Source organism: Vibrio crassostreae, assembly GCF_024347415.1.
Taxonomy (GTDB): domain Bacteria; phylum Pseudomonadota; class Gammaproteobacteria; order Enterobacterales; family Vibrionaceae; genus Vibrio; species Vibrio crassostreae.
Window position 1 is genome coordinate 1,746,924 of the sequence record NZ_AP025477.1, and the last position, 26,154, is coordinate 1,773,077.

At 45.7% G+C, this 26,154-nt stretch carries 17 protein-coding genes and 1 pseudogene; 13 read left to right on the forward strand and 5 right to left on the reverse strand.

What is annotated here, in order from left to right; genetic code table 11:
• Window positions 1–115: 115 nt before the first annotated feature.
• Both lldD and OC193_RS23485 read right to left on the reverse strand, forming a co-directional pair.
• On the reverse strand, window positions 116–1,255 hold the full coding sequence (gene lldD, locus OC193_RS23480; protein WP_048663885.1) for an FMN-dependent L-lactate dehydrogenase LldD: 1,140 nt from the start codon (window positions 1,253–1,255) through the stop codon (window positions 116–118).
• A gap of 205 nt (window positions 1,256–1,460) precedes the next feature.
• On the reverse strand, window positions 1,461–3,152 hold the full coding sequence (locus OC193_RS23485; protein ID WP_048663884.1) for an L-lactate permease: 1,692 nt from the start codon (window positions 3,150–3,152) through the stop codon (window positions 1,461–1,463).
• A gap of 233 nt (window positions 3,153–3,385) precedes the next feature.
• Between OC193_RS23485 and OC193_RS23490 the strand changes: the two genes are divergently transcribed.
• From OC193_RS23490 to OC193_RS23535, 10 genes and pseudogenes are all read left to right on the forward strand, one after another.
• Window positions 3,386–4,303: a LysR family transcriptional regulator gene (locus OC193_RS23490; RefSeq protein WP_048663883.1), complete on the forward strand. Its 918-nt coding sequence runs from the start codon at window positions 3,386–3,388 to the stop codon at window positions 4,301–4,303.
• 62 nt (window positions 4,304–4,365) lie between these two features.
• Window positions 4,366–4,555, forward strand: a pseudogene (locus OC193_RS23495) (prolyl oligopeptidase family serine peptidase); the annotation flags it as partial.
• A 361-nt stretch (window positions 4,556–4,916) separates the two neighbouring features.
• Window positions 4,917–6,200, forward strand: coding sequence for a carbohydrate porin (locus OC193_RS23500; RefSeq protein WP_048663882.1), 1,284 nt, complete (start codon window positions 4,917–4,919; stop codon window positions 6,198–6,200).
• Between the two features lie 581 nt (window positions 6,201–6,781).
• Window positions 6,782–7,789, forward strand: a complete 1,008-nt coding sequence (locus OC193_RS23505) for a LacI family DNA-binding transcriptional regulator (RefSeq protein ID WP_048660655.1) — start codon at window positions 6,782–6,784, stop codon at window positions 7,787–7,789.
• An 18-nt stretch (window positions 7,790–7,807) separates the two neighbouring features.
• A complete protein-coding gene (locus tag OC193_RS23510; RefSeq protein ID WP_048663881.1) occupies window positions 7,808–9,055 on the forward strand; it encodes an ABC transporter substrate-binding protein in 1,248 nt (415 codons plus the stop codon).
• Between the two features lie 67 nt (window positions 9,056–9,122).
• Window positions 9,123–10,109 (forward strand): carbohydrate ABC transporter permease, encoded by a 987-nt coding sequence (locus tag OC193_RS23515; RefSeq protein ID WP_048663880.1) that lies wholly within the window; start codon window positions 9,123–9,125, stop codon window positions 10,107–10,109.
• Between the two features lie 46 nt (window positions 10,110–10,155).
• Window positions 10,156–11,004, forward strand: coding sequence for a carbohydrate ABC transporter permease (locus OC193_RS23520; protein WP_179946899.1), 849 nt, complete (start codon window positions 10,156–10,158; stop codon window positions 11,002–11,004).
• Between the two features lie 17 nt (window positions 11,005–11,021).
• The gene (locus OC193_RS23525; protein WP_048663879.1) at window positions 11,022–12,371 is read left to right on the forward strand and encodes a GH1 family beta-glucosidase; all 1,350 of its coding nucleotides are present in this window, start codon (window positions 11,022–11,024) and stop codon (window positions 12,369–12,371) included.
• Complete coding sequence (locus OC193_RS23530; RefSeq protein WP_019826228.1) at window positions 12,371–13,462, forward strand: ABC transporter ATP-binding protein; 1,092 nt, start codon at window positions 12,371–12,373, stop codon at window positions 13,460–13,462. Before OC193_RS23525 ends, OC193_RS23530 begins: the two co-directional genes overlap by 1 nt.
• A gap of 93 nt (window positions 13,463–13,555) precedes the next feature.
• Complete coding sequence (locus tag OC193_RS23535; RefSeq protein WP_048663878.1) at window positions 13,556–15,970, forward strand: GH36-type glycosyl hydrolase domain-containing protein; 2,415 nt, start codon at window positions 13,556–13,558, stop codon at window positions 15,968–15,970.
• Between the two features lie 59 nt (window positions 15,971–16,029).
• Here the strand turns inward: OC193_RS23535 and OC193_RS23540 are convergent, their stop codons facing one another.
• The gene (locus tag OC193_RS23540) at window positions 16,030–16,977 is read right to left on the reverse strand and encodes an aldose 1-epimerase (protein ID WP_048663979.1); all 948 of its coding nucleotides are present in this window, start codon (window positions 16,975–16,977) and stop codon (window positions 16,030–16,032) included.
• Between the two features lie 64 nt (window positions 16,978–17,041).
• On the opposite strand from OC193_RS23540, the gene OC193_RS23545 reads away from it, so the two are divergent.
• Window positions 17,042–20,116: a GH116 family glycosyl hydrolase gene (locus OC193_RS23545; RefSeq protein ID WP_048663877.1), complete on the forward strand. Its 3,075-nt coding sequence runs from the start codon at window positions 17,042–17,044 to the stop codon at window positions 20,114–20,116.
• 97 nt (window positions 20,117–20,213) lie between these two features.
• Complete coding sequence (locus OC193_RS23550) at window positions 20,214–21,227, forward strand: LacI family DNA-binding transcriptional regulator (RefSeq protein ID WP_048660661.1); 1,014 nt, start codon at window positions 20,214–20,216, stop codon at window positions 21,225–21,227.
• A 183-nt stretch (window positions 21,228–21,410) separates the two neighbouring features.
• Here the strand turns inward: OC193_RS23550 and OC193_RS23555 are convergent, their stop codons facing one another.
• Window positions 21,411–23,039, reverse strand: a complete 1,629-nt coding sequence (locus OC193_RS23555) for an ABC transporter ATP-binding protein (protein ID WP_048663876.1) — start codon at window positions 23,037–23,039, stop codon at window positions 21,411–21,413.
• Window positions 23,040–23,051: 12 nt separating this feature from the next.
• Window positions 23,052–23,546: a hypothetical protein gene (locus OC193_RS23560; RefSeq protein WP_048663875.1), complete on the reverse strand. Its 495-nt coding sequence runs from the start codon at window positions 23,544–23,546 to the stop codon at window positions 23,052–23,054.
• A gap of 240 nt (window positions 23,547–23,786) precedes the next feature.
• Between OC193_RS23560 and OC193_RS23565 the strand changes: the two genes are divergently transcribed.
• Window positions 23,787–26,147: a Lon protease family protein gene (locus tag OC193_RS23565; protein WP_048660664.1), complete on the forward strand. Its 2,361-nt coding sequence runs from the start codon at window positions 23,787–23,789 to the stop codon at window positions 26,145–26,147.
• Window positions 26,148–26,154 lie beyond the last annotated feature (7 nt).

Genomic DNA, 26,154 nt, shown 5'->3' on the forward strand with positions numbered 1-26,154 from the left:
ATTTTCCAGTGCTTAAACGGTGTCACAACGGCTGTGGAATTGCTGTGACACCGATTGAACTTCAGTCTAAGTAGACCAAAGCATTAGTCCGAATCTGAATCCGAGTCGTGGCGGGTTAATCTAACCCCACCAAAGATTCACGAGTTAAGTCTTTGATTGTCTTTGCACCTGTTAATGTCATCGCAACACGCATCTCTTTATCGTAAAGGTCGAGTAGGTTTTCAACACCTGCTTGTCCTTGCGCTGCTAATGCGTAAACGAAAGAACGGCCAAGCAAAGTGCAATCCGCGCCCATTGCCATCATACGAACCACATCTAAACCTGTCCGGATACCTGAGTCGACCAGAATCTTGGTGTCGCCTTTAACTGCGTCAGCAATCGCAGGCAGCGCTTTGGCACTTGATAGAACGCCGTCAAGCTGACGACCACCGTGGTTTGAAACGACGATGCCGTCTGCGCCAAATCTCACCGCGTCTTTTGCATCTTCTTCGTCGAGAATACCTTTGATGACCATTGGGCCGTCCCAGAAATCACGAATCCACTCTAGGTCTTTCCATGAAATTGACGGATCGAAGTTATCACCCAACCAACCGATGTAGTCTTCCAGTTTGGTAGGAGAGCCACGGTAAGTAGAGATGTTGCCTAGGTCATGTGGTTTCCCCAGCAAGCCGACATCCACCGCCCAACTAGGATGACGCATAGATTGGAATACGCGGCGTACTGCTGCATTTGGCCCACTCATTCCGGAATGCATGTCACGGTAACGTGCCCCGGGTACTGGCATATCAACGGTGAAGACCAGTGTGGTCACGCCTGCTGCTTTTGCACGCTCAAGCACGTTCTTCATGAAGCCGCGATCTTTGAGCACGTAAAGCTGGAACCACATTGGGCGTTCAATCTTAGGTGCAACCTCTTCTATTGGACATACCGACACGGTCGACATCGTAAAAGGGATGCCTTTGTTATCTGCTGCTTTTGCTGCCTGTACTTCACCACGTCGCGCGTACATGCCCGTTAGACCAACAGGAGCCAGTGCGATTGGCATTGCTAGCTTTTCGCCAAATAGCTCGGTTTCTAAATTTAGATCCGACATGTCATTGAGTACACGTTGCTTGAGCGCGATTTCTGCCAGATCGGCCGTGTTGCGGCGTAAGGTGTGTTCTCCGTAAGAACCGCCGTCAATGTAGTGGAAAAGAAACGGTGGCAATTTAGCTTTTGCTGCGGCGCGGTAATCAGTCGATGCGGATATGATCATAATTTCAGTCCTAAATTCTTGGGATGTTGCTCTTCTATGAGAGCTTGGCTTGGGCTGCTTTAATTCTTAATAAAATGGCGTTAATACCCGAGGGTGTTGATGTGTTTTAGTATCCATTCCGAAACTCATCAACTGTCTTGTTAGACGGTGTTGCAGTCGGGGAATTGAGTATTAACGCCAAGTACTTTTGTCACGACTTACGGGTTTACATAAGTGCGTCTGTCATTTTGAAGCCGTAGATAACCACTAGGCCGATGATTCCTGTCATCACCAAGTAGTAAAACGTTGGGATGATTGTCTTACGTAGGGTTGCGCCTTCGCGTCCTAATAAGCCCACGGTTGCTGATGCGGCTACCACGTTGTGAATCGCAATCATGTTACCGGCTGCTGCACCAACGGCTTGCAGAGCAACAACCACTGCACTAGAGATAGTCAGAGTTTGCGCGACTTCGAATTGGAATTGGCTGAACATCATGTTTGAAACCGTGTTCGAACCTGCAATGAAGGCACCTAGCGCACCAACCGTGGCACTCAGCGCTGGGAATGCGCCGCCGACTAGGTCAGCTGCGAAGTTGGCAGTAGTTACTGGCATACTTGCCAAATCAGCGCCGTTAACACCAGAGTTAATGAAGATACGAACCATTGGGATGGTGAACACCAATACAAAGCCTGCACCAATCAGTGTCTTGCTCGACTCACCAAAGGCTTTAGCCAGTGGAGCTGCGCTGCGTGATTGCATTAGAACCGCAACTAGCGCGACGAAGACCAAGATGCCGCCTGGTAGATACAGAGGTTGAATAGCAGTGCTTACGCCAGTCTCGCCAAGGATGTTGCTGAACGATAAGCTCACGCTCTTAAGCAGGCCTTTGAACTCAGGGCTCACACGGCTAGCAACCAGAGTCATAGCGAGCAGCACGTAAGGTGCCCATGCCATCGCCATACTCATCTTCTTGTGGCCTTGGTTGTCGTCTAGATCGATTTTCAGAGAACCTAGCCATTCTGCTGGCCATTTGTCTTCGCTTTCAAAATCCCATTTTGATTTTGGAACTAGGAAGCCACGTTTTGCTGCAGTAACCACAATTGCTAGGCCAACCAGACCACCAATCAATGATGGGAATTCTGCGCCTAGGAAGACACCAGTCAGTGCGTAAGGAATAGTGAAAGCAGCACCCGCGAACAGTGCGAACGGTAGGATATCTAAACCTTCAGTCCAGCTTTTGTTTTTACCGAAGAAACGAGTCAGCATCATTGCCATCAGCACAGGCATCATCACACCGACAGAAGCGTGAATCAGCGCGACACTTGACGTGATTTGTTGTAGGTAAGCATCCCAAGTAGAGCCGTGAGCAATCAGGCTTTCACCGATGTTGTGCGTGTCCAAACCTTTGTTCACACCGACGATAATTGGAGTGCCAACCGCGCCGAATGATACTGGTGTCGATTGGATCATCATGCCCATCAGTACCGCAGCAAGCGCAGGGAAGCCGATAGCAACCAGTAGCGGTGCTGCAATAGCTGCAGGTGTGCCGAAGCCAGATGCCCCCTCAATGAAGGAGCCGAAACACCAAGCGATGATGATCGCCTGAACACGACGGTCAGCGGATATGTCCGTGAAGCCGTTACGGATGGTGGTGATAGCTCCGGTGTGTTTCAAAGTGTTTAATAAGAAGATGGCGCCGAACACAATCCAGAGAACCGACACGGTAATGCCGAAGCCTTGAAATACAGAAGCCAGCACGCGAGTGCCAGACATATCCCAAGCAAATAGGGCAATAGCAACGGTTAATGCAAATGCCACTGGCATCGCTTTTTTCGCAGGCCAGTTCAGGCCGACCAGCAGAATCGCTGCAACAACTATTGGTGAAAAGGCCAATAGAGCTAGTAGAGTTTCACTCATGGGTACTTCCTCGTACTGTTTTCAAACGTTCATGTTTGAAGTAGATAACACGTTATGGGTTGTCATTTTTGATTCGCTATTGGCCTCTAAGCGGGAACCATTTAGGTGCGAATCTTGTAATTGGAATGACTCTTTTGTAATTGTTTTGTTAATTTGGCGTGAATTTACCCCTTTATTTTTTATTGATATAGGGAAATAATGAAAATAATTAATTCCAAAATTGGCATAATCAGATGCGAGCAGATGATTTGATCCTGTTTTCACAGGTAGTAGAACTGGGCAGTTTCAGTAAGGTAGCAGAGCAAAATAACCTTACAAATTCGGTAGTTAGTAAAAGAATTGCACGCCTAGAGGAAGAAATTGGCGTGCAATTATTATATCGAACGACGCGTAAATTGACCCTGACTGAGGCGGGCAAGGCAATTTTGCACGGAGCCAAAAATGTGAAGCAGGCGACTCAAGAGGCTATGGACGCAGTTTCAGGCTTTGGTGAAAATGTCAGCGGTCATATCAAAATGTCAGTGCCTACTATCTCTGGAGATTTGATTCTGGCAGACGCCGTTGCTGAGTTTTGTAATATGCATCCAGGTTTAACAGTCGATATGTCACTGGACAATCGCTTTGTGGACTTAGTAGAAGATGGTTTGGACTTGGTGATTCGTACCGGTTACCTAGAAGACTCCAGCTTGATTGCGCGACACATATTGGATTCTCAATGGGTAGTGTGTGCCTCGTCCTCTTATATTGCCAAGAACGGTAAACCGATGCAGCCCAAAGACTTAGTGGAGCACAACTGCTTGCAATACGCCTATCAAACCACAGGGGCGAGTGAGTGGCAGTTTCTGCATAGCAAAGACGGTTGTACAGACAACGACAAATATATCGTGCGTGTTTCGGGCTCTTTCTCGACAGACAACGCGACTGCATTGAGAAAAGCGGCGCTGGGCGGTCATGGGGTCGCGTATGTGCCACGTTGTCTGGTTTATCACGATATTCGCAATGGTCAGCTGGTGGACATTTTCCCGGATTTAGTTGGCAAAAAGTTGGGTATTTATGCGGTGTACCCTTTTACTCGCCAGCCCCCGAACAAAATTAAGCTACTGATCGAACACATCAGAACGCGTTACCTGACGATTTCACACTATTTCTAATGCTATGAGTTTTCTCCATGTTTTGATGAGTAGAGTCATAGCGTTACAGCATATAAAAGAAGGATCACGACGACCGCGTGGTATCTGCACACTCTTATAAGTTCATGGCTGAGCTGCAAGACAAGTATGAAGGTGGTGCGCCTGGGATGATTCGTATTGATGTCAATGCGGATCATGGTGCCGGAATGCCATTAATTAAGGCTATCCTATGCATTTACCCTGTTTAATATGGGCGTTGAAACGTTGAGCTAATTTTCCCAATATCAGACATTACCCTTCCAATAAAACCTCAAAATCTAGCGCAGACTTTGAGGTTTTTCATATATATGAAAGCCAATCAAAGCTGCACCATATTTCCCCCACTTTTACACTCTGTTTTCCGTGATAGACCCCGCCATTATTGATGAAATGAAAGCGATTTCAAGCTGCTATTTTACGAAGTGTTTAGTGTAGGTGGTTGATATTTAATTGATAATTTTAGCTGTGAACTTTCTAAAAGTTTCATGGGTTTTAAGCTAATTTATCAGTGTGAACAGCGACTAACTTTTCAACGCTTTCATTGCTTAATATTTCCCTGTTCGATGAAAACTCAAAAAAATAATAGGGAATTACAATGCAAAAATTTAAGCTTTTGCCAATAACAGTCGCAGTGGCGGCTTCGCTTGCTTCACTTTCTTCTTTTGCTGCTGATACTAATATCGAAGCATTAGAAAAACGAATCCAAGAGCTAGAGTCTAAGGTTGTTGACATTGATTATGTTAACGATCAACAACCCGCGGTTTTAACTGCAGAAACTAAGGTGCCAGATGGCATCGTCTTCTCTGGTTATGCTCGTTACGGCGCTCACTACAAGAGTGGTGATGAGCGTTATGTAGACATCGGTACAACGGGTCGCTCTGTTGGTCGTTTAGGTAACGAAGCTAATGGCGGTGAAGTTCAGTTAGCTAAGCTTTTCCAAGCTGACAACGGTGCTATCTGGGACATCGTGTTCATGGCTGACCATTGGGAAGCTGACGCTTGGGCTGACGACGGCGGCCTAAGTATGAAAAAAATGTACGCAGGTGTAACCAACGTATTTGAAAGCCAGCCTGAGCTTTACATGTGGGCTGGTCGTGACTTCCATCAACGTCCGCAACAAGGTTTGAACGATTACTTCTGGATGACACACGATGGTCAAGGTGCTGGTTTTAACAACTTAGATTTCGGTGGCGCCAAGCTAGACATGGGCTTCGTTGGCCAAGTGAAAGGCGGCCTCGTAAATGATAACGGCCGATACGCTGTGACTGCAAAATTGCATAGCATTAATGCTGGTATTGGTAACTTAGATTTTTATGCGAACTACGGTTTTGCTTCTGATGAAGCTGACGTAGCTGGTGAGCCAAAAGTTAGTGATGAAACGGCATACTTAGTAGGCGCGACATTAGGCTTGGGTGAGTCTAACAAGTTGGTTGTTAAGTATGGTGACGGTGCGGATTCGTCAGTATATGACCTGAAAGGTGACTACCAAACGTTGTACGCAAGTGTTGAAGGTAGCTATGCAGCGACAGACAAGTTCATCATCGACTATTTAGTGTCATATAAAGACAACTCTGGCTCAGACCTAGATCGCGAGAACACGGAATACGCTGGTATCGTTCGTCCACAGTACCAATGGGATGATGTTCATTCTACATGGTTAGAAGCGGGCTACGGCATGGTTGATTACGATGACGACGGTGAAGAGAACGCATGGAAAGTAACGCTTTCTCAAAACGTTTCTCTAGGTGGCTTACCTTGGAGCCGTCCAATGCTTCGTTTCTACACAACTGTGGGTGATGTAGAAACCAAAGGCAACACAGTGAAGACAACGAATGTTGACACATTGTCGTTCGGCGCAATGTTTGAAGCTTGGTGGTAATCACCGATATAGAAAGAGCGGCTCTTTGAATTCGGCATATTTTCAAAGAGCCATGCTTTCGAATATCCATGCTTTTCAATAGTACGTAAATACTGTCCATTTTAGCCCTAAAGGCAGATTGATTAGGGCACGTTTCAATTAACTCCATTCTTGGGCACATTTTTGTGCCCTTTTTTTCGCCACTAGGTCAAGGATGCACTATGAGACTTTCTTCCATCGTGTCTCTAGTATATTTAGGTTTCTCTGTACTGATCGTGATTATGCATGGTTAAGCATCAGTAGCAATAAAGACATAACGACTCGAATCGAAAACATCACCCAATCGCGCTGATAGAAAAACTGAGTTTAGACGTGCTTGTTTGATCTGAAGAACAAGTAACCGATAGGCGTCCTGATAGTATTAACAATAATCTCATGAAACAGTTTCATGGCGTGAAGTGAATCTGTAAGCGCTTTCATAATTTCCACAACTGGCCTTTTCACCTCCAAGTTTAGTGTGATGACACTCACTTCAAGGAATACGTAATTTCTTAATAATCGTTTTGTAAGCGGTTACAAGCTAATGAAGTATCGAGGTTCGAGTGGCGACAATTAAACACGTATCAGAACATGCAGGTGTGTCTCAAGCGACAGTGTCTAGAGTGATCAACGGCACCAGTAGAGTGAGTCATGACAAGAAATTAAAGGTTGAAAAAGCGATCAAGGAGTTGGGTTATCGCCCGAATTCTATCGCTCAAGCCTTAGCTTCAAGTCGTACCGGTAGTGTTGGCGTTGTTGTTCCAGAACTTGGTGGCTCTTTCTATTCAGGCATCTTGCATAGCATAGAAGAAAACCTACGCCGCTTTGGTTACCACGCTGTTGTTGCGGCGGGCTCGAACACCGAACAAGGGCAGCGCGAGTCGGTGGAGTTTCTGTTGGGGCGTCGTGTTGATGCTTTGATTCTTCATACTCAACTGCTCAGTGATGACTATTTAATTGAATTGGAAGAACAGGGGACTCCTGTGGTTTTAATTAACCGCTTCATCCCAGAAATGGCGATGAGTTGCATTGATATTGATAACGAAGTCGGGGGGCTACTTGCTACTCAATATCTTTTGCAAAAGGGACATACAGATATCGCGTGTATTACCGGGCCTTTAGATAAAGCAGACGCTAGGGGGCGTTTGCAGGGGTATCGAAAGGCCTTGGAAGAAGCGGGTGTGCCTTACGATGAAGCTTTAGTCTCGGAAGCGGGCTTTACTGAAGAGACTGGCATCAGTGCTATGAAGAAGCTGATCAACCGTAAGTGTAAGTTTACGGCGGTGTTTGCTTCTAATGATCACATGGCATTTGGCGCCTTCGAAGTTCTGCATCAAGAGGGATTGTCTGTTCCGAAAGATGTTTCTCTTGTTGGCTTCGATAACACTATCTTCGCGCGCTATCTGACCCCTAGTTTGACCACCATTAATTTCCCTATTGAAGAGATGAGCATTGAAGCAGTGCAGCTCACTCTGCAAAAGCTAAAAAAAATCAAACATGACGTGAACTTTAAATTGCTGCCGACGTTGGTCACTAGAAACTCGGTATCGGATTTACTCGTTACCCTATAAAAACATTAAGGATAGAACATGAAATTTAAGACCTTAGCGCTTTCATGCGCGGTTGCTTTAGGATTAGGTACAACAGCTGCAAATGCAGCAGACAAAGAAATTCGTTTCGACGGTTTCCCTGATTTCGATAGCAGCCTGAAGGTATTACTGCCTGATTTCGAAAAGAAAACAGGGATTAAAGTTGATTACCTTATGAATAACCACGGTGACCACCACACAAAACTAACCACTAACCTAGCAACTGGCTCAGGTGCGGGTGATGTGATTGTTGTGGACGTTGAGAAAATCGGTCCATTCGTTGGTTCTGGCGGCCTAGTTAACCTGTCTGAAAACTATGGTGCAGATAAATACGAAGAACGATTCGCTCCATACGCATGGGCGCAAGGCAAAGGCGCTGACGGCGACATGTACGGCATCCCTGTCGATCTTGGTCCAGGTGTTATGTACTACCGCACCGACGTGTTTGAAAAAGCAGGCATCAATGTAGAAGACGCAATCAAAGATTGGGATTCATACATCGCTGCGGGTGAAAAACTGAAAGAGCAAAACGTACAACTTATCGCTTCAGCAGCCGACGTTGCACAAGCGATCATCTTCACAACAGTTCCTGAAGGTGAAGGTCTTTACTTCGATAAAGATGGCAACCCAGTGGTGACATCTGAGCGTTTTGTTCACGCTTTTGAAGTGGCAAAAGAGATTCGAGACAAAGGCTTAGATGGCCGCATTCTGGCTTGGTCTAACGAATGGTACGAAGGCTTCCGCAACGGCACATTTGCAACTCAACTTTCTGGCGCTTGGCTACTTGGTCACCTAAACAACTGGATTGCTCCTGAAACCAAAGGTAAATGGGCAGTAGAAAACCTACCTGATGGCATCTACGGCAGCTGGGGCGGTTCATTCCTTTCAATTCCAACTCAATCAGATAACCCAGACGAAGCTTGGGCTCTTATTGAATACATGACAACTGACCGTGAAGTACAGCTTAAGCACTTCGAAACGATTGCTGCTTTCCCTGCGAACATCACCACGTATGACGATGAGCTTTTCCAAGAAGAGATGGAGTTCCTAGGTGGGCAGAAAGCGCGTCTTCTATTTGCTGAAGTGGCGCAGAACATCAAGCCAGTATCTCCAGCTCAAGGCGACCACGTAGCACGTTCTATAATTTTAGAGAACGCATTGATGGAAGTGCTTGATGAAGGTAAGGACATCGAGACTGCATTGAAAGAGGCAGAGCGTCTAATCAAGCGTCGTACGCGTAATCTTTAATTAGTTTTTATTTTGAGTAAGTGAGGAAGCGTGGATAACGCGCTTCCTTTTTTAAGAGGTCGTTACTATGAATCATACAGCGAGCACAACGATAGAATCTGCGGACAAAAGCCTTTTTTCTCGTCTGAATATGAAAGCGCTTACACCGTATGGATTCCTTCTGCCGTTTCTGATCATTTTTTCTGTATTTGGGATCTTCCCGCTGTTGTTCTCTGTTTACCTGTCGTTCCACGAATGGAACCCAGTACAGGGCATGGACGCAATGCAGTTCGTTGGTTTTGAGAACTATCACATTGCATTGACTGACCCGTGGCTATGGCGTTCATTAAAGAACACATTGTGGCTAGCAATCACATCGGGTGTGGCTCAGCACTTAGTCGCTATTCCAGTGGCTTACATGTTGGTTTCAATGGGTGACCGTATGCGTCACTGGCTAACATCGGCGTACTTTCTACCGTTCATCACATCAACGGTCGCAGCGTCACTGATTTTCTTCAATATGTACTCTCCTAACTCAGGAATCATTAACCAAACGCTAATGGCACTGGCCGATAGCACGCTGTTTGGTTGGGCGTTTGCTTGGGTTAACGATTTCCAACCAATCCGTTGGTTAGACGATGCGACTATGGTGAAGCCGTCTATCGCGATCATGGTTTTCTGGAAATACACCGGTTTTAACATCGTCCTTTACACCACAGGTTTAATGACGATTCCTAAAGATATTTTAGAAGCTGCTCGTATGGATGGTGCTAACGCCTTCCGCCGCTTCTGGAACATTTCACTACCAATGATTCGTCCATTCATATTCTTTGCTATCACGATGACCATCATCGGTAATCTGCAAATGTTTGAAGAACCGTTCGTTCTAACACGTGGTACAGGTGGTACGGGTCAATCAGGTCTAACTATCTCTATGTACCTCTACAAAGTGGGTTGGGAATGGTTAGAAATGGGCACAGCGTCAGCGATTTCATGGCTCCTGTTTGCACTCATCGCAACGTGTACCTTGGTTCAATTTTTATTCTTCGGTAAGAAAGGCTTAGGGGAACATTAAGATGTCGACATCAATTAAGACAAATACCTCACCACTAAGTGGCCTAATGCCAAGTGAACGCACCATGTACATCATGACTAAGATCTTGATGGTTATGCTCGGCATATTACTGGTTGTTTCCGCAATCATTACGGTGTTCCCGTTTGTGTGGTCAGCACTGCTTTCAACACGTGACCGTTCGGAGATCTTCGGTTCAGGCATCAGCTTTGCGATTGGCGATAGCCTAATGGTGAACTACGCAAAACTGCTGGAAATCATGCCGTTTTGGAAAGCGATGTTTAACTCGATTTACGTGGCTTTCTTAGGCACCACCATCTCACTGCTGTTCTGTAGCATGGGTGGCTACGCGTTTGCTGTGTTTAAGTTCCGCGGTAAGAACGTGTTGTTCGGTATGCTGGTTGGCTCAATGGCGATTCCGCCTGTGCTTAGCTTGATCCCTTACTTCATGATCGTGAAATTCTTAGGCTTGCTCGATAACCACATGGCTGTATGGCTACCGTTCACAACCACGCCATTTGGTATCTTCTTGATGCGTCAGCACGTGATTGCATCGATTCCTAAAGAGCTATTAGAAGCGGCGAAACTAGATGGCGCAGGCGAGTTCAGAACGTACTGGAGCGTGGTACTGCCACTAATGAAGCCAGCACTTGCAACATTGGCTATCGTGCAGTTCGTCTTCTTCTGGAACATGTTTATGCAACCTCTTGTGGTGCTAAATAACCCAGACAATTATGTGATTACACAGGCGCTACGAAGCGTTCAAGGTATTCCGAATACGCCATGGGGTGCGGTAATGCTAGGCACCACAATTTCAATTTTACCACTCGTAATTACATACCTGTTCGCATCGAAACAGATGATCAGTGGTTTAACGTCCGGCGCAGTTAAAGGTTAGGTTTAAGGGTTATAACAATGCATAAATTTCAACTTCCAAGTGATTCAAAGTTACGCAGTAAGGAATTTGTATTCGGTGTCGCGACATCTTCATACCAAATTGAAGGCGGCGTTGAAGAGGGCGGTCGTACACCGTCTATCTGGGACACGTTTTGTAAGACGCCAGGTAAGGTAGATAACGGCGACAATGGTGATGTGGCATGTGATCACTACCACCTATGGAAGCAAGACATCGAGATGATTCAAGGCTTAGGCGTTGATGCTTACCGCCTATCAATTGCATGGCCACGTATTCTGCCGCAAGACGGTGTGGTGAATCAGCAAGGCCTAGAGTTTTATGAGCAGATCATCGATGAGTGTCATGCTCGTGGCATGAAGGTGTATGTGACTTTGTATCACTGGGATCTGCCACAATACCTTGAAGACAAAGGCGGTTGGCTAAACCGTGAAACGTCTTACAAATTTGCGGAATACGCAGAAGTCGTGAGTAACTACTTTGGCGACAAGATTGATGTTTACACAACATTGAACGAACCGTTTGTGTCTGCATTCCTTGGTTACCGTTGGGGCGAACACGCGCCAGGCATCAAGGGTGAGAAAGAGGGCTACTTAGCATCTCACCACCTAATGTTGGCACACGGTTTGGCGATGCCGATTCTTCGTAAGAATGCGCCTCATGCTAAGCATGGCGTGGTATTTAACGCGACTCCGGCTTATCCATTAACACCACAAGATCAAGGCGCCGCAGACTACTGCGAAGCGGAGAACTACCACTGGTTTATCGACCCAGTATTAAAGGGTGAATATCCGCAGTTAGTGGTTGAGCGTCAAGCGATGAACATGCCAATGATCCTTGAAGGTGATTTAGACATCATCAGCGCACCTGTCGACTACATTGGTATCAACTACTACACACGCAATGTCGCTCGCTTTAACGAGAATGGTGATATTGAATCAGTCAAGCAAACCGATGCTGAACACACTTACATCGGTTGGGAGATCAACCCACAAGGCCTAACTGATTTATTGGTAAGACTGGATGCTCGCTACGAAAATATGCCGCCTATCTACATTACGGAGAACGGTGCTGCAGGTAACGACGAGCGCGTTAATGGACAAGTGATGGATGATCAACGTGTTCGCTACTTCCAAGGTCATATCGAAGCGGTTCACAACGCAGTTGAAGCCGGTGTGAAAGTGGATGGTTACTTCGCTTGGAGTCTGATGGATAACTTTGAGTGGGCATTCGGTTACTGCCAGCGTTTTGGCATCGTCCACGTTGATTACACCACCCAAGAAAGAACATTGAAACAGAGCGCAATTGCGTACCGAAATATGCTTCTAGAGCGCGCTGAGGAGAACAGATAATGGCTAAAGTAGAATTTAAAAACATCAAAAAATCATTCGGTGATGTTGAAGTTGTCAAAGAGTTTGATTTTACAGTTGAAGACGGTGAGTTCGTGGTTTTCCTTGGCCCATCTGGATGTGGTAAATCGACAACGCTACGTATGCTTGCGGGTCTTGAAAGCATCAGCTCTGGCGACATTGTGGTTGGCGGTAAGTTGATGAATAAAGTCGACGCGAAAGACCGTGATTTGGCGATGGTATTCCAAAGCTACGCTCTGTACCCACACATGACGGTGTACGAGAACATCGCCTTTGCGTTAAAACTGAAAGGCATGCCGAAAGCAGAAATCGACGTAGAAGTACTAAAAGCGGCGAAAATGCTAGAGCTTGACCCGCTACTGAACCGTAAGCCAAAAGAGCTTTCTGGTGGTCAACGTCAGCGTGTGGCAATGGGTCGCGCAATGGTTCGTACACCTAAGGTTTTCTTGTTTGATGAGCCGTTATCTAACCTAGATGCAAAACTTCGTGGCGTGATGCGTGAAGAGATCAAACACCTACACCGCGAACTAAAAACCACAACGATCTACGTAACTCACGATCAGATCGAAGCGATGACATTGGCGGATCGCATCGTGATCCTAAAAGACGGTTATGTTGCTCAAGTGGGCACACCAACCGAGGTGTTCCAACGCCCAGCTAACAAATTTGTCGCGCAATTCATTGGTAACCCGTCAATGAACATGTTGGAAGCGAAGCTGATTGAAAAAGAAGGCGAATACTTTGTTGAACTTGGCGATGTTCATATCCCACTGCCGGAGCGTTTTAAGTCTCTGGCCTCTAAAAACCTAGCGCTTCACTTTGGTGTTCGTCCAACAGATATCCATCTACGTGCTGAGCAAGTCGACCACGACCGAGTGCTGCCATTCCCTGTGAAAATCAAAGACAAGGAACTGTTGGGCGCGAGCATTCTTCTGAAAACAGAAATTGGTGGTCAACCGCTGATGGTTGAAACCCAAGCCGCTGAAGTGGACGTGAAAGAGCTGACACTTTACTTGGATTTGGATGCTTTCCACCTGTTCGATGCACTGAGTGAGAACTCGCTAGCGAGCTAGCTAGTCAATTTAAATCAGCCATTGAGCTGACTCCAACCAACTTACGACAAATTGTTTTGGCTCCTCCTGATTTGGGAGGGGCTAGGGATAGTGATGATGAAATTCGGATATTTTGACGATAAAAACAAAGAATACGTAGCAACCACACCATGCACACCGATCAAATGGTGTAACTACGTGGGCACATTAGATTTCGGTGGCATTGTCGATAGCAACGGCGGTGTGTTGTTGTGTAAGGGCGACCCCGCACTGAACCGTATTACCAAGTACATTGCTCAGCTGCCAAGCTCAGATTTCAAAGGCTCGACTCTGTACCTCAAGGTGCGTGATGAAGCGGGCAACGTAGAGGTGTTCTCACCTTTCTATACACCGACTCTGAAGCCGCTTGATAAGTTTGAAAACCACACAGGCTTGTCTTACACCTCCATCATTGCGGAAGCGTTTGGTGTGCGTTGTGAAGCGACGTTCTTCGTACCAAAAGCTGACCAAGTGCTATTACAAGACATCAAAGTCACCAACATGTCAGACAAAGCGCTGCACGTTGATGTAGTGCCTGTCTACGAATTCACACACTTTGATGCACTTAAGCAGCTATTGAATGCGGATTGGGTTCCACAAACCATGACACTGAAAGCACACCAGCAGGAGTCGGGTCACACCGTGCTTGAGCAGTATGCTTTCATGAAGCGTGACTATGCAGTAAACCTGATGACCGCGGATCGCCCTGCGACGTCGTTTGATGGTGATCGCCAATCATTCCTAGGTCAGTTTGGCTACGGTACTTGGGCTGCCCCACAAGCGTTAGAAAATGATGAGCTTGGCAATACAGAGTGTCTGCGTGGCGATAACATTGGTGCACTAAATCTGCGTTTAGGATGGTTATCTCCAGAGCAGACAGAACGTACGGTTGTACAAATTGCACAAGAACAGAGCCTAGAAGCTGCACTTCCTCTGCTGGCTAAATATCGTGACCATCAAGTGGTTGATTCAGCTTTCGCTGAACTGGCTGAGCACTGGGACACATACTTGCAAGCGGTTCAGGTTGAAACACCAGACCCTGCTATGAACTCGATGCTTAACGTACATAACCCACGTCAGTGTCACACCACCAAAAACTGGTCTCGTTACCTGTCTCTGTACCAGCTTGGCTATGGCGCACGTGGCATCGGTTTCCGTGATTCTTCGCAAGATACGTTGGGCGTGATTACTCATATGCCAGAAGAGGCGCGAGAGTTTATTGAGCGTCTACTATCGGTGCAAAACACCAATGGTTCGGCGATGCATCAGTTCTTCCCCTCAACCATGGAAGCGAACGCTGGTGACTCACGTGAAGAAGAAGATCGCCCGGATTACTACGGTGATGATCACCTGTGGATCATCTACGCGGTGACGCAATATGTGAAAGAAACGGGCAATGCAGACTTCTTGAATAAAGAGATCCCGTTCTATCAAAAAGACAAAGCGGGCAACCCAATCGAAACGGGAACAGTTTGGAACCACCTGTGCCGCGCGATTGAATTTACCTACACCAATACTGGTGAGCACGGTCTACCGCTGCTAGGTTTTGCAGACTGGAATGACACGGTGAACCTGCCAACGGGTGCTGAGTCGATGATGGTAGCCAACATGTACGGCAAAGCCCTGCTCGATATGCTGGACCTTTGTGAGCTACGTGGCGAAGCGCAACTGACGACTAAGTTTAAAGATCAGTACCAACAGATGCAGAGTACGGTGAATGAGTGCGGTTGGGATGGCGAGTGGTTCGTTCGTTACTTTGATGAGCAAGGTTTGCCAATCGGTTCTCATAAAAATGAGCAAGGGCAGATCTACACTAACGGTCAAAGCTGGCCTGTAATTTCTGGTTTCGCGACTCAAGAACGTGCAACGCAAGCGCTAGATTCGGTTTACAACAAACTGAACACCACCAATGGCATCAAACTTTCAACACCGGGTTACAACGGCTTTGATCCACAGCTAGGTGGCGTATCAACATACCCACCGGGTGCGAAAGAGAACGGCGGTATCTTCCTGCATTCAAACCCATGGGTGATTATCGCAGAAGCGAAAATGGGCAACGGCGAGCGTGCTTATGAGTACTACCGTCAAATTAATCCGGCTTCGAAGAACGACGATATTGATACCTTCGAGTCAGAGCCATACTGCTACCCACAAAACATCTTGGGTGACGAACATAAACAGTTCGGCTTAGGTCGTAATGCATGGCTGTCTGGTACTTCATCTTGGACATACGTTGCAGGTACGCAGTGGATTCTGGGTGTTCGTCCTGAAGTGGATGGTTTGCTGGTGGACCCTTGTATTCCGGCTGAGTGGCCTGAATTCAAAGTCCGTCGTCAGTTCCGTGGCGCGACATATAACATCCATGTCTCGAACCCGAACAATGTGTGTAAAGGTGTGGTTGAAATGAAGGTCAATGGTGACCTGATTTCAGGCAACAAAGCACCGGTATTTACATCGGGTGAGCACATGGTAGAAGTGGTATTAGGCTAACAAAGAGAAGGGCGCTTTATGCGCCCTTTATTGCTTTTTGGTTTCTCTTTAGTGTTGTTTTATTTTGGTTGATAGCTGGCCTGGCATTGCCAATTGAAGGTTTGAGACTGGTTCGGGCTAAGCGTCAGTAAGCCAATTTGGTTATTGAATGCATCTGCAGGGCAAGTCATTGGTTCTATTGCAATGCTTTGCTCGCTAGCCGGCGTGTACAGCTGAACGAATGGGTAGCTTGCATCTTGTTGATAGTGAATCGCAGCTGATGAATCTGAGCGCGTCAAAGTCAGTTGGTTGGTTGTTTTCGAATCAAATTCAAAGCAGTGATTTAGGCTTTGACTGGTCAGGGAGTCACCTAAAGACAAACGGTCAAAAACCTGTTTTTCACCATTGGGTAGGTCGTTCTCATGTACGACCTCAGCGCAAGGCGACATAGTCAATTCACACTGTTCTAGGTCATTGCCGAGCGAGAAATAAGGGTGCCAAGCATCACCGAATGGGAAGGCGAAATCACCACAATTAGAGACAGTTGTTGAGCAAGAGAGCTTACCCGTTGTGTCGATAGTGAAGGTGACTTCAAGGTTAAAAGCGAACGGGAAAGCAGGGTGCAAAGATGATGTCTGATATTGCAGCGTCACACTGGCTGATTTTTCATTGGCTGCGCTGTTTTTGATTGAAAAAGGTTGGTTGTAGAGCAAGCCATGTACGGCGTGATCAGACCAAGGGAAGTTAGCTGGGAGTTGATGGTTTTGGTTGTCGAAACTGTAGCGACCTAAGTTTAAACGGTTTGGAAAAGGAAATAATTTAGCACTGCGGGAAAAGAACGGATGTTGGTTGATCAGTTCATCATAATTCTGATAGCCACAAATAAAAGAGAATGGACTGTTATTTACAATGTATTTATTTAAAACAGCACCAAACCCATTGATTATTTGAAGTTCTATACCATGCTGCTGATTTATTAATGTGACAGAGTCAATATTTCCAAATTTTTCATTTATAATTTTAAACATGTTGATGTCTCCATTTTTGAAAGATATTAACAAGAAGAAAAAAATATTCAATGGCGGTTTTAACATGAATAATAAAATTCCATATTCAAGCTATTCAGGAAATTCAGAACACTTGTGTAAAAAGGGCGACGCAGTTGAATTTATTCAACCTTGGTACACGCCAATTTCTACGACACCAGAAAATACAGGTATGGCGATCGGTGGTATCGGTAATACTTTTACATTGACGCCAAATGGTAACACGCCAAACTTCAGCTTTATTCCAGGAATATTTGTCGACTGTTCAGAACAAGTTATTAATTTTAATGATTTTTATGCGTCAGTGATGGATGTGCCGACCATTGAAGCGCTTCAGGTTGTTAACGAGCAAGAGCTTAGTGTTCATCTGAATTTTTACCCAGCGCTATTCGATGGAAAGAAGATAGATAAAGAAAACATTTCGAATGCGATTAACCTCATTCGTGCTGCATTAGAAAATGGTAATTTCTATAAAGAAAATAAAGATAATTTTATAAAGTGGAATGTCGAATTTTCTAATAAGACTCAATTATTAATAGAATCAGATTCATCGTCGATTGATTGTCAATTATATGTAGCCTTAGATTTCTTTAATGGTTTGTTAATAAATGATACAACGAGACAGCTATCACTAACTGCGGGAAATAATAGTGATATAGAAAGTGTTAATGGTAGCGATATCGAATATAAGGCTTTATATCCATTAGCTGAATATAAATATAATAGTTTTGATGGTATTAATATAAAGCGAAAGGTAGTCTCGCCGATCGTTAAAGAGGATAAGCGCCTCTGTTCTATGCCGATGCACTGGAACCACTTCCAGATTACTAATGAATCACAGCAAACACGCGTGATTACTCTTGCTCAACCTCTACAAAACTTGATTGGTTCAACCTACCGAAAAGGTCGTGATGGGATTCAAGATTCGGCGTGTACCTTATCTCAAAACCCGATTGCTCAGCAGCATAAAGCGGTGAAGGTTAATGATGAAAGCCACAGTTTTACTGGTGTTCAGCTCACTAGTCAGTCCCCTTATCAAAGTGACATTGAGGGTGAGGTGGTGTTTGGTGTTCAAGCCGAAAACCGTTTGACTAAATCTGGCAAGGTATCGGTGTCTGTTAAGCCAACGCTTTATACTTCAAAAGTGACCCAGCAAACCGAGTTCGCACTGAAAACAGGCCGTACTAATACAGAATTCCAAACTGGGATCTACACTGGGCGCGAAGCATTGAGTGCATTGGTCGTGGTTCAGGTTGAGTTGGAGCCGGGCGAATCCGTTGACCTGCGTTTCGCACAGGTGATGGCACACAGTAAAGTTATGCTCAATGGCTGGCATTCAGACAAGGCTTACACGCAATTCTACCCACAAGCAAAGCCTGCCTTACCGATGTTAGAAGATGTTTTGCCAAAGCTTGAGGTGATTGAGCAGAAGATTATTGAGCAACAGACCGCTTTCCTAGAGCAAGCTCAAAGCAAAATATCACAGCCTGAATCAGCGCTGCGTTATGCGACGATGGCGATGAACTCACTGTCGTTTTTAGCCGAATCTACGGTATGGGATAAAGAAGATAAGTTCCTAGTGAAAGAGTGTGTTGATTACCCATTCTTTAACTCTCTGGATGTGTATTTTTACGGCTCGTTTTCACTGCTTTACTTGCTGCCGGAGCTTGATGGCTGCGTAATGAAAGAGTTCTCAAAAGCGATTTTGGCTGAAGACTTTACTCAGCGCCGATACTGGGAATATGAAGCAACACCGAATGCCGAATTGATCGATGAGAAGTACCAAGGCGTGCGTGCTATTCGAGGTGCGGTTATTCATGACTTGGGTAGCCCGTTCGACATCCAGCCTGACGCGTACAGCTGGCACAACGTGAAAGAGTGGAAGGACTTAGCACCGAAATACATTCTGATGGTGTACCGTCACTATCAAAACACACAAGATATTTCTGTAGTTAAAGAGTGCTGGCAGGCTGTGACTGAGAGCATCGATTTCTTATCGAACTTGGTCGCTGAGGGCGATGATTTACCGCTAACCCGAGGCACAGACGATACCTTCGATAACCTGGCTTCTCATGGTATTTCAATTTACTGCGCGAGCCTTTGGGTTGCTGGCCTGCAAGCGGCGAGCGAACTTGCGCAGTTGATGGGTGAAAACGATCTAGGCGCGGGTTATCTAGCACGTTCTAAAAAGGCATTAGCAACGGTTGAGCAAACCTTGTGGGATGAAAAAGAAGGCTACTACCATTTCTTCGTGACGCCAGTTCAAGCTAAGCATCTAACGGGCGAAGGCTACCAAAACCTGGAAACCTTAGGCCTGACTTTGACGGGTGAGGCGATTGCTGACAAGAATACGCTCAATGCCTATCTCAATGAGACAGATACCTCCATCAACATCAGCAAGGTATCTCAAAGAGTCTCTAAGAAACGCTTACTGAGTGAGACCGCGCCTCAAGCCTTTACTCAAGAATATCTAGAACTAGTACCAGATTCAGACAACAGCTTTGGTGATGCAATGCTTGCAGACAGCTATCTCAAGCTGATTGGTTTGGAGGGCATTTTCCCGCAAGAGCGTATTCAACGCGCATTGGACTATGTTTATAAACATAACTTTGAGATCAACAGCCCTAAGCTGGGTGTGGCGAATATGACATTGGTAGATGGTTCACCACATGAGGCTTTTCAGGCACAAGATGTGTGGATTGGTGTGCAATTTAGTGTCGCAATAGCGTTGAGTTTAGCGGGCAAATCGCAGCAAGCAGAAACATTGATGGACACCGTGTATACCGCGCTGTATGACTATTCAAAAATTCCATTTGCCGCGCCAGAAGGGTTCAATTGCTCAGTCTCATTTGATGAGAAAGATCTTTCAGAGTCTTTTAAATTGTCACAAAATGATGCGAAAAAGTGGCTTACTGCACTTAAATTGCAAAAGTGTGTGCTGTCTGACGGTCGAGTTAGTCCTGACCTGACTAAAGACAGTGATAAATTTGTTAGTATGTTGCAAGGCGAAATTTCAGCGAAACAAGCCATGATTCTTCACAAATGGCTACTGAGCACCGGGTTGAAATACACCGCAGGTCGTTATTTCAGACCGGGGATGATCTTCGCCTACATGTATTAACTTAATGATACGAGTTTCAACGAAAGCTGTGGTATGCAGGTTGAAATAGGTGGGGAGCTTTCGGGCTCCCCAAATGTCACGGGATTAGGGTATCGAGATGCGCACTAAAACTAAAAAAACAACCGTATACGATGTAGCGAGACTCGCTGGTGTTTCCCCAAGCACGGTTTCTCGTTTTCTTAATCGAACCACTTATGTGTCGGATGATAAAAGCCAGAACATCGAGCAGGCCATCAAAGACACGGGCTACAAGCCCAATTTTCAGATGCAGGAGAATATCAATCGCCGTTCATTGACAATCGGTGTATTGGTGCAACACCCTGACAGCCCTTACACCAGTCGTATTCTCAACGACATGGAGAAAACTTTGATTGCTCAAGGTTACTCTTTGGTGATTGCGACAGGACATTGGCAGAAAAAACTGGAATTACATGCACTGGAGTATCTGGCGAAAAGTAATGTTGATGGCATGATCATTGTGACCGGAAGCGTGAGTAAAGAAGATATCGCCAAATATGCACAAGACATCCCGGTCGTGGCGGTAGGGTACGACATTATTGATGACAACATCCGCACGCTCAACATCGATAATGTGCTGGGCGGCTACATGGCGACCCTGCACTTACTGCAACAAGGGCATGTGAATATCGCTCATATTAAAGGGCTTTCAAGTCAACCTGATGCGGGGAACCGCTTTGAAGGCTACAAGAAAGCGCTGCAAGAGGCGGGTATAAAAGTGATGCCAAAACTCGTCAAACAGGGTGACTTCAGTAGTGAATCTGGTTATGAGAAAACCGTTGAATTAATAGAGTCAAAGGTTCATTTTTCGGCTCTGTTCGCAGCCAATGACCAAACCGCTTACGGGGCGATTAAGGCGCTCCATGACCACGGCTACAAAGTACCAGAAGATGTGTCGGTGATTGGCTTTGATGACTTGCCAACATCGAAGTATTTCACGCCAGCATTAACGACCTTGAGACAGCCGATTGAAGAGATTGGAGAGGTGTGTGCGCAGTCGATTTTAAACTTGCTGTCAGGCGAGAGGCATGAAGCGCGATTACCACCGATTGATTTAATCGTCAGAGAGTCGACCAAGTCTTTGTATCGCTAGGTTCCTATTTTTTAGTCGAGAGACTGGAGATTATTATCTTTCAGAAACGAAAAATGTCGCATCCATGCGACATTTCTCTTTTGGCGGCCAAACCAGTTTTGCTATATCCATTCTAGAGTGCAATCCATTAGATGCTTTTTCAGAATGTACTTATAAGACGCTGTTAATGTTGATTAGTTCCCTCTATGCGGCATTTTTTTTCGATTTATTTTCTAAGTCGAATGACGCTGCGATGAGTTTCTTGGTGTAGTCGTTTTTCGGCGCATTGAAAATCTCTTCTGCAGACCCTTCTTCCATCACTTCGCCCTTCTGCATCACCAGCACGCGATCCGACAGAGCTTTCACTACCGAGAGATCGTGGCTGATGAATAGGAAGCCGATATTGTGCTTAGCTTGAATGTCTTTCAGTAGGTCGATCACGGTCAGTTGTACTGAGCGATCGAGTGCCGAAGTTGGTTCATCCAGCAAAATGAAAGAAGGTTCAAGAATCAACGCGCGAGCAATCGCGATACGTTGTCTTTGTCCACCTGAGAATTCGTGCGGGTAGCGGTTAATTGAGTTTGGCTCCAAGCGAACCTCAATCAGTGCTTTGCGCGCTCTTTCTAAACGTTCTTGTTTTGACAAATGAGGTTGATGTACCGTTAAGCCTTCGGTGATGACTTCCCCAACCGTCATACGTGGTGACAAAGAACCATAAGGGTCTTGGAACACCATCTGAACATCTTTCTTAAGCTTATGGCGTTCTTTGTCGGTTAATAAACTGACATCTTGGCCTTTATAAACAATACGTCCGGTACTTGGCAGCAAGCCGATTAACGCTCGTCCCAGTGTTGATTTTCCTGATCCGGATTCACCAACAATACCCAAGGTTTCGCCCTGTTTAAGGTTTAGCGAAATGCCTTTTACGGCTTCGAAGTACTGATTTTTGCTCTTGATAAAATGTGATTTAACCAAGAATTGAACTCGGATGTCGTCCGCACACAATAGCTCTGGGGCTGATGCCTCAACAGGAACCTTAGCGCCTTTCGGAATCGAGTTAATCAGCATGCGTGTGTAGTCGTGTCTTGGGTTTTCGAATAAGGCTTGAGTCACCCCTTCTTCAACCAGTTCACCTTTACACATCACCAGAACACGGTCTGCAAAGTGTTTTACTACGCCAAGGTCATGGGTGATAAATAAAATCGCCATGCCCATCTTGCTTTGAATCTCTTTGATAAGAGAAAGTACTTCCGCTTGAACGGTCACATCCAATGCGGTGGTGGGTTCATCTGCAATCAGAATATCCGGTTCATTGATCAGTGCCATTGCGATCATGATGCGCTGTAACTGACCACCCGAAAATTCATGCGGGTACTTGGTGTAAGCCAGCTCTGGCATAGGTAAATGCACCAGATTGAAGAGCTCTAGTACACGCTGTTTTGCTTTTGATTTCGATACCTTTCGGTGACACATAATGGCTTCTGCCACTTGAGTGCCGACACGCAGGTATGGATTCAAAGATGTCATTGGCTCCTGAAAGATCATGCCGATTCTATCGCCACGAATCGACTGCATTTCTCGCTCAGTTTTGCCAAGAATCGATTGACCTTCAAACTCGATATCTGATTGTTGATCGATAATCGCGTTATCAGGCAGCAAACGCATCAGCGCGTTGGAAGAGACGGATTTACCTGAACCTGATTCACCAACAATGGCTAAGGTTTCGCTTGAGTTAAGGGTAAAGTTAATCTTTTTGACCGCATCAATGATTCCATCATTGGTTTTGAAACTTACGGAGAGGTTATTAACTTTAAGAATGGCCCGGTCCGACATGATATATCCTTATCAATTTAAGACATTAGGTGAAGATTGAACTTCTGACGTTGTTTTTAGTTGCCCAAAATGGTGATGAGCACGTTGAATTTGTTCTAGTTCGAGCATCCAATGCGAACTGCGCTGAGCACTGCAAAAAGCAATTAAGTGATTGAGCAGGTCTTCACTCTGCTTTTCCAATAGCCCATAGGTGCGTTGAATCAGATCAGTGCTTTCAAGCGAGATAAATTGCATCAGTGCATAAGATTGATTCAAGGTGTCGAAGGCTTGTTGGTGCTGCCCTAAACGGTTGAGAATCTCAGATTGAGCAACACTCGCATCTCTCAACCCGGCAAGCAGGCAGGCAAATTGGCAAGGCTTGATATCGCTTTGGTATGCTGCATCTTGTATGTGATGAGGAAGTGATGTTAGAACATCACCATACAGGCGCTGTGCTTCAGGCCAGTGACCTTGTTCCATTAACTGTTCAGCTTTTAGGTAGTGCATCCAGCATCGTTCAATTTCCATATCCACATCCTCAATTTATAATATCTGAAAATGTTAATGATATTTATTATCAATTGCAAATTAAAATCATTCACATGTTAAGTTGATGAATTAAATGACGGGCTATTCCTAAAAATGGCTTAAATTGTGTGTTATTTGTTCAGTTGAACAGCTGTGTAGCGTAAGTCACTAAATTTGTAGGAAATTACATCTACACTGATTTTATCTACACCTAAGTAATGAAGGACTAAGGAGGCGGCGATGGCGATGCAAAGACTCAATACAGAACAGCTGTATCAGGTAGCAGAACTCGAGAAGTTACCATGTAAGTCGACCAAAGAACTGGCTCCAATTGACGAGATCGTCGGGCAAGAACGTGCTCAAAAGGCCGTTGAGTTCGCGATGTCAATCAAGGAAAAGGGTTACAACATTTATGCGATAGGGCGAAATGGTCTGGGTAAACGCACCATGATCTTGCGCTATCTAAACCGACACCCTCAAGAGGTTCAGGAGCTTTTTGATTGGTGTTATATCGCGAACTTTGAAGATATTCGTACACCTAAGGTACTCAAGTTACCAAGAGGCGTCGGTAGTAGCTTAAAGCAAGACATTGAAAAGCTGATGCGTAAATTGCTGAAAGGTATGCCTCTAGCATTTGATAACGAGATGTACTTTAGCCGTGCTGACAGGCTTAAAAACCAATTAGCAGCTAAGCAGCAAGCCGCGTTAGAAAGCATTAGCCAAGAAGCGAAAGACAAGGGCATTAACCTGACGATCACCACTCAGGGTGATTACCAATTTGTGGCAATGAATGGCGATGATCTTCATACCGAAGAGAGCTTTGATCTGCTTTCGCCGGAAGAACAAGATCAATTTGATAAAACCATTGATGGGTTGGAAGTCGGACTGCGAACCATTTCTCGTGAATTAACGGAACTTGAAGAGACGTACACTGAGAAAATTCAAAAGCTGAATGATGACACAGCACGAGATGTGACTACTCACTTTATCAAGCAGTTAAAGCAGGATTACAGTCAATATCCAGAGATCAAGAAGTACCTAACGGCACTGCGTAAAGACATTGTCGATAACGCTGACATCTTCTTAGAAGAGAGCACCGAGCAAGCCGAAGTGGCGACTGCTTCTTTGGATAAGAAAATGCCGCGTCGCTACAAGGTTAATGTGATTGTTAGCCAGAAGGAGGAGGCGATGCCGATCGTGGTAGAGGAAAACCCAAATTACCACTCTCTGTTTGGCCATGTGGAAACAGCGACTTTTAAAGGTACCGTATTTACCGATTTCTCCTTGATTCGCGCAGGTAGCTTGCACAGAGCAAACGGCGGCGTATTGTTGATGGATGCGGTCAAGGTGCTTGAGCAGCCGTACGTTTGGGAAGGCTTGAAGCGAGCGCTGCGTTCACGTCAATTGAGTTTCACTTCATTAGAAAAAGAGGTGACCTTAACGGGGGCGGTATCGCTTGATCCTGAACCGATTCCATTGGACGTTAAGATCATTCTGTTTGGTGATTACCGAACTTACCAACTGCTGCAACATTACGATGCGGAGTTTGGTGAACTGTTCCGTGTGACAGCCGATTTTGAAGATGAGATGAAGCGCACTCCCGATTCTGAAATGCATTACGCGCGCTTTATTTCGAGCATCGTACATGACAACAACATGTTGCATTGTGACCGCAAAGCGATTGCTCGCATCATTGAGCACAGTTCTCGTCAGGCGGGTGACCAAGGTAAATTGTCTCTGCACTCGGCACACATTGCCAATCTGCTTCGTGAGTCAAACTACGTTGCGAGAGGCTCAAAATCGAACCTGATTCGTGCAACGCACGTCGACCAAGCGTTATCTAACCAACAGATGCGTGTTGGACGACTGCAAGACAGTGTGATGGAAACCTTTACTAATGGCACAACGCTGATTCATGTCGATGGTCAGGCGGTTGGGCAAGTGAATGCGCTTTCTGTACTTAGCACGACGGATCATATGTTTGGTGCGCCGAACCGAATCACGGCAACCACCGCTTACGGTGATGGTGAAGTGATTGATATTGAAAGAAACGTAGACCTAGGTGGCAGTATTCACTCGAAGGGTGTGATGATCTTGTCGGCTTACCTTTCTTCTGTGTTTGGTAAAACGGCCAAAGTACCACTCACTACTAACATTACCTTCGAGCAGTCGTATGGTGGCGTCGATGGTGACAGTGCGAGTATGGCCGAGTTCTGTGCGGTGGTATCTGCATTTTCTAAGCAACCAAACCGTCAAGATATTGCGATTACGGGTTCGATGAACCAGTTTGGTGAGTCTCAACCCATAGGTGGTGTAAACGAGAAAATTGAAGGTTTCTTTGATGTGTGTGAAATCAAAGGGCGTTCAAACGAACAAGGAGTGATCATCCCGCGTTCAAATGTTCACAACCTGATGCTGCGTAGCGACATCGTAAAAGCGGTTGAAAAGGGCGAGTTTAATATCTGGGCGATTGACCATGTAACAGAAGCGATTGAGCTGTTCACAGGCAAAGCCGCAGGTGAGGCAAGTGATGAGGGTAGCTACCCAATTGATACTATTTTTGGTATCGCTCAAGCGAAACTGAACGCACTGCGTAAATAGCTAAATA

Excerpts from the sequence above, each read along its gene's own strand:
- OC193_RS23520 (WP_179946899.1), top strand. The coding sequence starts at position 10,156 with ATGCCAAGTGAACGCACCATGTACATCATGACTAAGATCTTGATGGTT.
- OC193_RS23530 (WP_019826228.1), top strand. The coding sequence starts at position 12,371 with ATGGCTAAAGTAGAATTTAAAAACATCAAAAAATCATTCGGTGATGTT.
- OC193_RS23560 (WP_048663875.1), bottom strand. The coding sequence starts at position 23,546 with ATGGAAATTGAACGATGCTGGATGCACTACCTAAAAGCTGAACAGTTA.
- OC193_RS23550 (WP_048660661.1), top strand. The coding sequence starts at position 20,214 with ATGCGCACTAAAACTAAAAAAACAACCGTATACGATGTAGCGAGACTC.
- OC193_RS23525 (WP_048663879.1), top strand. The coding sequence starts at position 11,022 with ATGCATAAATTTCAACTTCCAAGTGATTCAAAGTTACGCAGTAAGGAA.
- OC193_RS23545 (WP_048663877.1), top strand. The coding sequence starts at position 17,042 with ATGAATAATAAAATTCCATATTCAAGCTATTCAGGAAATTCAGAACAC.
- OC193_RS23515 (WP_048663880.1), top strand. The coding sequence starts at position 9,123 with ATGAATCATACAGCGAGCACAACGATAGAATCTGCGGACAAAAGCCTT.
- OC193_RS23540 (WP_048663979.1), bottom strand. The coding sequence starts at position 16,977 with ATGTTTAAAATTATAAATGAAAAATTTGGAAATATTGACTCTGTCACA.
- lldD (WP_048663885.1), bottom strand. The coding sequence starts at position 1,255 with ATGATCATATCCGCATCGACTGATTACCGCGCCGCAGCAAAAGCTAAA.
- OC193_RS23485 (WP_048663884.1), bottom strand. The coding sequence starts at position 3,152 with ATGAGTGAAACTCTACTAGCTCTATTGGCCTTTTCACCAATAGTTGTT.
- OC193_RS23510 (WP_048663881.1), top strand. The coding sequence starts at position 7,808 with ATGAAATTTAAGACCTTAGCGCTTTCATGCGCGGTTGCTTTAGGATTA.
- OC193_RS23565 (WP_048660664.1), top strand. The coding sequence starts at position 23,787 with ATGGCGATGCAAAGACTCAATACAGAACAGCTGTATCAGGTAGCAGAA.
- OC193_RS23500 (WP_048663882.1), top strand. The coding sequence starts at position 4,917 with ATGCAAAAATTTAAGCTTTTGCCAATAACAGTCGCAGTGGCGGCTTCG.
- OC193_RS23535 (WP_048663878.1), top strand. The coding sequence starts at position 13,556 with ATGATGAAATTCGGATATTTTGACGATAAAAACAAAGAATACGTAGCA.
- OC193_RS23490 (WP_048663883.1), top strand. The coding sequence starts at position 3,386 with ATGCGAGCAGATGATTTGATCCTGTTTTCACAGGTAGTAGAACTGGGC.
- OC193_RS23555 (WP_048663876.1), bottom strand. The coding sequence starts at position 23,039 with ATGTCGGACCGGGCCATTCTTAAAGTTAATAACCTCTCCGTAAGTTTC.